Source organism: Pseudoalteromonas sp. BZK2 (genome assembly GCF_014349195.1).
Lineage (GTDB): Bacteria > Pseudomonadota > Gammaproteobacteria > Enterobacterales > Alteromonadaceae > Pseudoalteromonas > Pseudoalteromonas simplex.
This window is the reverse complement of sequence record NZ_JACSOG010000069.1, coordinates 1-5,765: the sequence shown is the minus strand read 5'-3', so window position 1 is coordinate 5,765 and position 5,765 is coordinate 1. Positions and strand designations below refer to the sequence as shown.

Annotated in this window: 6 protein-coding genes and 2 tRNA genes; all 8 read left to right on the top strand. The window is 41.2% G+C overall.

Features of this window, described 5'->3' with window-relative positions:
- Positions 1–516: lipoprotein insertase outer membrane protein LolB (gene lolB / locus BIZ38_RS21455; RefSeq protein WP_187491266.1), on the top strand; the 516-nt coding region annotated here is incomplete at its 5' end.
- A 2-nt stretch (positions 517–518) separates the two neighbouring features.
- Positions 519–1,385 (top strand): 4-(cytidine 5'-diphospho)-2-C-methyl-D-erythritol kinase, encoded by an 867-nt coding sequence (ispE, locus tag BIZ38_RS21450; protein ID WP_054551651.1) that lies wholly within the window; start codon positions 519–521, stop codon positions 1,383–1,385.
- 79 nt (positions 1,386–1,464) lie between these two features.
- Entirely contained in the window at positions 1,465–2,412 is a 948-nt protein-coding gene (locus BIZ38_RS21445) for a ribose-phosphate pyrophosphokinase (protein WP_054551652.1), read from the top strand.
- A 152-nt stretch (positions 2,413–2,564) separates the two neighbouring features.
- Positions 2,565–3,176 (top strand): 50S ribosomal protein L25/general stress protein Ctc, encoded by a 612-nt coding sequence (locus tag BIZ38_RS21440; RefSeq protein ID WP_138619876.1) that lies wholly within the window; start codon positions 2,565–2,567, stop codon positions 3,174–3,176.
- A 19-nt stretch (positions 3,177–3,195) separates the two neighbouring features.
- Positions 3,196–3,780 (top strand): aminoacyl-tRNA hydrolase, encoded by a 585-nt coding sequence (gene pth, locus BIZ38_RS21435; protein ID WP_082389177.1) that lies wholly within the window; start codon positions 3,196–3,198, stop codon positions 3,778–3,780.
- Between the two features lie 34 nt (positions 3,781–3,814).
- Positions 3,815–4,906 (top strand): redox-regulated ATPase YchF, encoded by a 1,092-nt coding sequence (gene ychF, locus BIZ38_RS21430; protein WP_054551655.1) that lies wholly within the window; start codon positions 3,815–3,817, stop codon positions 4,904–4,906.
- Positions 4,907–5,541: 635 nt separating this feature from the next.
- Positions 5,542–5,618, top strand: a tRNA-Met gene (locus tag BIZ38_RS21425).
- A gap of 60 nt (positions 5,619–5,678) precedes the next feature.
- A tRNA-Leu gene (locus BIZ38_RS21420) sits at positions 5,679–5,763 on the top strand.
- Positions 5,764–5,765 lie beyond the last annotated feature (2 nt).

Here is a 5,765-nt window from a genome sequence, read left to right as displayed (position 1 = left end):
GTTGATTACATTTATCCTGACTGGAAAAGCCGATTAGAACAACAAGCACAGTGGCAAGTACAAGGCAAAATGGCATTTATTAGTACAGAGCAGCGCCAGTCAGCCAATTTAAATTGGCAACATGATGAGCAATACAGCGACATGGTACTTACCAGTTTTATTGGTACCCGTATTCTGTCTTTAAAGCAAAATGCACAAGGTGCTGAACTTGAGTATGACGACAATGTATATACCGACCGTGATGCCTCAATGTTGTTATATCGTTTAACCGGTTTTTCAATCCCATTAGATAATGCCGCAAAGTGGCTAAAAGGCACCGTCGAGAGCGACCAAGCAAGCTATGATGAGCAAGGCCGTTTAAAAAGTCTTATTTGGCAAGCTCACAATGGTCAACAGTGGCAAGTAACCTATTCAGACTTCATCAAACAAGATGGTTATTGGCTTCCTGTTAAGCTAAGCCTTAAAAACAATAAAATTCGTATTAAAATTCAACTTAATGATTGGCAGTTAAATTAATCATGACACACGCTTCAACCGCCCCGCTAACGTTAATAGCACCTGCAAAACTTAATTTATTCCTTCATATAAATGGTCGCCGTAAAGATGGCTACCATGAACTCGAAACCTTATTTACCTTTTTAGAATTTGGTGATGACTTAACATTTACTGTCAACAACGAGCCAAATATTACAGTAACCGGTGATACAAACGGTATTGAGCTTGCAGATAACCTTATATATAAAGCAGCCCGTTTATTACAACAGCACTGTGATTGCCAACAAGGCGCTTCAATAAAGCTATTAAAACGTTTGCCTATGGGCGGCGGTGTTGGCGGCGGCTCATCTGATGCCGCCACTACCCTGCTTGCTCTTAATAAACTATGGGGCTGTGATTTATCACTTACAGAATTAGCTCAGCTTGGGGTGAAATTAGGCGCTGATGTACCAGTATTTATCAATGGTCACACTGCCATTGCCCATGGGATTGGCGAGCAACTAGAAAATATTGAATTACCGCAAAGTTGGTTCTGTGTAGTGCATCCAGGGCAGCATGTGAGCACCGCGAAAATTTTTACCCACCCAGATTTAAAGCGCGACACACCTAAGCTAAAAGCAGACTGGCAAACAGAAAATTTAGGCAATGATTGCGAGGCTTTAGTTAAAAAGCTCTGCCCCGAGGTTGAAAAAGCCCTGCAGTGGTTGCTAAAATACGCCCCGTCAAAGATGACTGGTACAGGCGCTTGCTGCTTTGCTGAGTTTTCAACCGAGGCACAAGCACAACAAGTTTTAGCTCAATTACCAGAAAAATGGACAGGTTTTGTTGCAAGTAGTGCTACACTTTCTCCTGCTCATACAGCATTAAATGCTCACTTTGAAATGAAGTAACGTACAAGTAAATGTTAACCTGCTTTGGTGCCTACCATAGCCTGTTAGTCCCAAAATTCAGTGCCTGAGGAACCCTACCGTGCCTGACATGAAGCTCTTCGCTGGTAACGCAACACCTGAGCTAGCTCAAAAAGTTGCAAAACGTTTGTATATTGAATTAGGCGATGCTGTTGTTGGCCGTTTTAGTGACGGTGAGATCAGTGTTCAAATTAATGAAAATGTTCGTGGCTCTGACGTTTTCATTGTCCAATCAACCTGTAACCCTACTAACGATAACTTAATGGAGCTTATCGTTATGGTTGATGCCCTACGTCGTGCGTCTGCTGGACGTATTACTGCCGTTATCCCTTACTTTGGTTATTCACGTCAAGACCGCCGCGTGCGTTCTGCGCGTGTACCAATTACAGCTAAAGTAGTTGCAGATTTCCTTTCAAGTGTTGGTGTTGACCGCGTTCTAACGGTTGATTTACACGCTGAACAAATCCAAGGTTTCTTCGACGTACCAGTTGATAACGTATTTGGTAGCCCAGTTCTACTTGAAGATATGAAAGAACGCGACTTCGATGACGTTGTTGTTGTTTCTCCTGATATCGGTGGTGTTGTTCGTGCTCGTGCAATCGCTAAGCTATTAAACGACACAGACCTTGCAATTATCGACAAGCGTCGTCCACAAGCAAACGTTTCACAAGTAATGCACATTATTGGTGACGTTGAAGGTCGTGACTGTATTATCGTTGATGACATGATCGATACCGGTGGCACTTTATGTAAAGCAGCAGCAGCGCTTAAAGAACACGGTGCAAAACGCGTATTTGCTTACGCCACTCACCCAGTACTTTCTGGTAATGCAGCTGAGAACATTCGTAACTCAGTCATTGATGAAGTTATCGTGACTGACTCAATTACACTGTCTGATGAGCTTAAAGCAATTGATAAAATCAAAGTGCTTACACTTGCAGATATGCTTGCTGAAACAATCCGTCGTATCAGCAACGAAGAATCTATTTCAGCGATGTTTGAACACTAATCAACATTACTGTAATACTAAAAAAAGCACCGTCTAGGTGCTTTTTTTGTAGTCGTTATTTATTTTCCCTGAAAGGGGTGGTATGATAGCGCGCCTTTTGGCTAGGGACCTTGGTCGCAAAGGCCCTAAGACTATTAATTATTGGAGACATTATGTCAACTTACACATACAATGCAGAATTACGTACAGAAACAGGTACTGGTGCGAGCCGCCGCCTACGCCGTGAAGATAAAGTTCCTGCAATCCTTTACGGTGCTGACAAAGAAGCTGCATCAATCGTTCTTGCACACAAAGATATGATCAAAGCGCAAGAAGACGAAGGTTTCTACACGCACATCCTTACTTTAAACATCGGTGGCGAGTCAGTTGAAGCTATCCTTAAAGATATTCAACGTCACCCGTACAAGCCTAAGATCACTCACTTAGACTTCCAACGTGTAGATGCTACTCACAAACTTCACACTAAAGTGCCTGTACACTTCATCGGTGAAGAGAAAGTAACTAAAGCTGGTAACACTGTTGTTCACCAATTAACTGAAATCGAAATCACGTGTCTTCCTAAAGCACTTCCTGAGTTCATTGAAGTTAACGTTTCAGATTTAGTAGCTGGTGATTCAATCCACCTTTCTGACCTTAAACTTCCTTCAGGTGTTTCATCTGTTGAGCTAACTAAAGGCGCTGATCACGATCAGTCAGTTGTTACTGTTAAAGCTAACAAAGCAGCTCCAGCTGAAGAAGAAGCTTCAGAAGACGCTGCAGAATAATTTTTAAGGTGTAAACACCTTGAATTCTATTCAAATGCTTGTGGGCCTGGCTAATCCAGGCCCCGAATACGCAAACACACGCCATAATGCAGGTGCTTGGTTCATCGAAGAACTGGCTGCACGTTATAACTGCACACTCAAACATGATCCTAAATATCACGGCCTCACCGGCAAAGTGATTATTCAAGGCCAAGAATTTAAATTACTGATCCCTACAACTTATATGAATTTAAGTGGTAAGGCGGTGAGTAGTCTCGCTAATTTCTTTAAAATCCCTGTTGAGAACATTCTCGTTGCTCATGACGAAATGGACTTAGATCCTGGGATTGCAAAACTTAAAAAAGGTGGCGGCCACGGCGGTCATAATGGTTTAAAAGATATTATTGCGAAAATGGCAAACCAAAAAGATTTCATGCGCCTTCGCATAGGCATTGGTCATCCAGGTCACCGAGAAATGGTAACAGGCTGGGTGCTAGGTAAAGCCGCGAAAGACGATCAAGAAAAAATGGACGCCGCCGTTGACGAAGCAGTTCGTTGTATGGAAATACTTGCAAAAGATGGTGTGTTAAAAGCACAAAACAGACTACATTCATTTAAACCTTAATCCGTTTTAATGAAATTACACAAGGTATCTTACTATGGGTTTTAAATGTGGCATCGTTGGTTTGCCAAACGTTGGTAAATCAACTCTATTTAATGCACTAACTAAAGCGGGTATTGAAGCCGCTAACTTCCCTTTCTGTACCATTGAGCCTAACACGGGTGTGGTACCGGTTCCTGATGCGCGCTTAAATGATTTAGCCGCTATCGTAAATCCTCAGCGTATTTTACCAACGACGATGGAATTCGTTGATATTGCAGGTCTAGTAAAAGGCGCATCGAAAGGTGAAGGTTTAGGTAACCAATTCTTAGCAAACATTCGTGAAACAGATGCGATTGGTCACGTTGTTCGTTGTTTTGAAGACGAAAACATTGTTCACGTTGCTGGCACAATTGACCCTGCTGATGATATCGACGTAATTAACACTGAATTAGTACTTGCTGATATGGACAGTGCTGATAAAGCGATTGTTCGTAATGCTAAAAAAGCAAAAGGCGGCGACAAAGACGCTAAAGAGCAAAATGCTGTTTTAGAAAAAGTAAAAGTACACTTAGATGAAGGTTTAACGTTACGTTCTTTAGAACTAACAAAAGAAGAAAAAGCAGCGATTAAGCCGCTTAACTTCTTAACAATCAAACCTACCATGTATATTGCTAACGTGGCAGAAGATGGTTTTGAAAATAACCCTTACCTAGACAAAGTACGTGAAATTGCTGCTGCAGAAGATGCGGTTGTTATTCCAGTATGTGCAGCGATTGAATCTGAGTTATCTGAACTTGAAGAAGAAGATAAACTAGAATTTATGGCTGACCTAGGTTTAGAAGAGCCAGGTCTTAACTTAGTGATCCGTGGTGGTTACGAGTTACTTAAATTACAAACCTACTTCACTGCTGGCGTTAAAGAAGTACGTGCATGGACAATCCCAGTAGGTGCGACTGCACCACAAGCTGCGGGTAAAATCCACACTGACTTTGAGCGTGGCTTTATCCGTGCACAAACTATTGCATTTGACGACTACATTGCGTTTAAAGGCGAAAGCGGTGCTAAAGAAGCTGGTAAGATGCGTCAAGAAGGTAAAGAGTACATCGTTAAAGACGGCGATGTGATGAACTTCTTATTTAACGTATAAGCATATTTGCTCATTCGATTTTAAAAGGCTCGTTATTACGAGCCTTTTTTATTGTCTAAATATTACTAACCCTTCCTAAAACATCAAAGCATGGTGAGTAATACTTCTGCAGCCTTACCTCTGCTTGTTCTTTTTAGTGATGTACGGTGTTATTTATGCTTAACAGTGAATCGTCGTCGAAAGCAAATGAGTGATAACAACAGTTAATTGAGGGGATTTCAAAGCTCGCTAGCAATTTTGCGACCTATTGACTGCTCGATTAGCAAATTGTGGGGATTTTAAAAGTAAAAATAAGCCCCCTTAGTGACAAAATAGCCTATATAAATTCATTCGCTTTCGCTTTTTTATGTTTAAATCACCTAAAAGATCACGCTAACTAATTTTGAAACTTGATTTTTGTATGAAAATCAAGCAGCTTTAAATGTACGTTTTAAAACTCTTACGATGCGTTTGGGAATTAAACTCATAAATTGCAGTCAAAAAAACAGCAATTTAAATGAAATTTCGCCACTTAGCTTAATTTTAATGCAAACAAACACTGATAAGCATTTTTTTGCAAAAAAGGTGTTGACGGATTTAGGTCATATCAGCATAATACGCCCCGCACTCAGCGATGAAGTGCTAACAAAAAAGATGGCTAAGTAGCTCAGTTGGTTAGAGCACATCACTCATAATGATGGGGTCACAGGTTCAAATCCCGTCTTAGCCACCATTCTTTTTGTTGCTCAATGAAGAGTTTAAAATAACTACCAGTACTTTAAGTACGAATGATGCGGGAGTGGCGGAATTGGTAGACGCGCTGGATTTAGGTTCCAGTAACTTCGGTTGTGAGAGTTCAAGTCTCTCCTTCCGCACCATG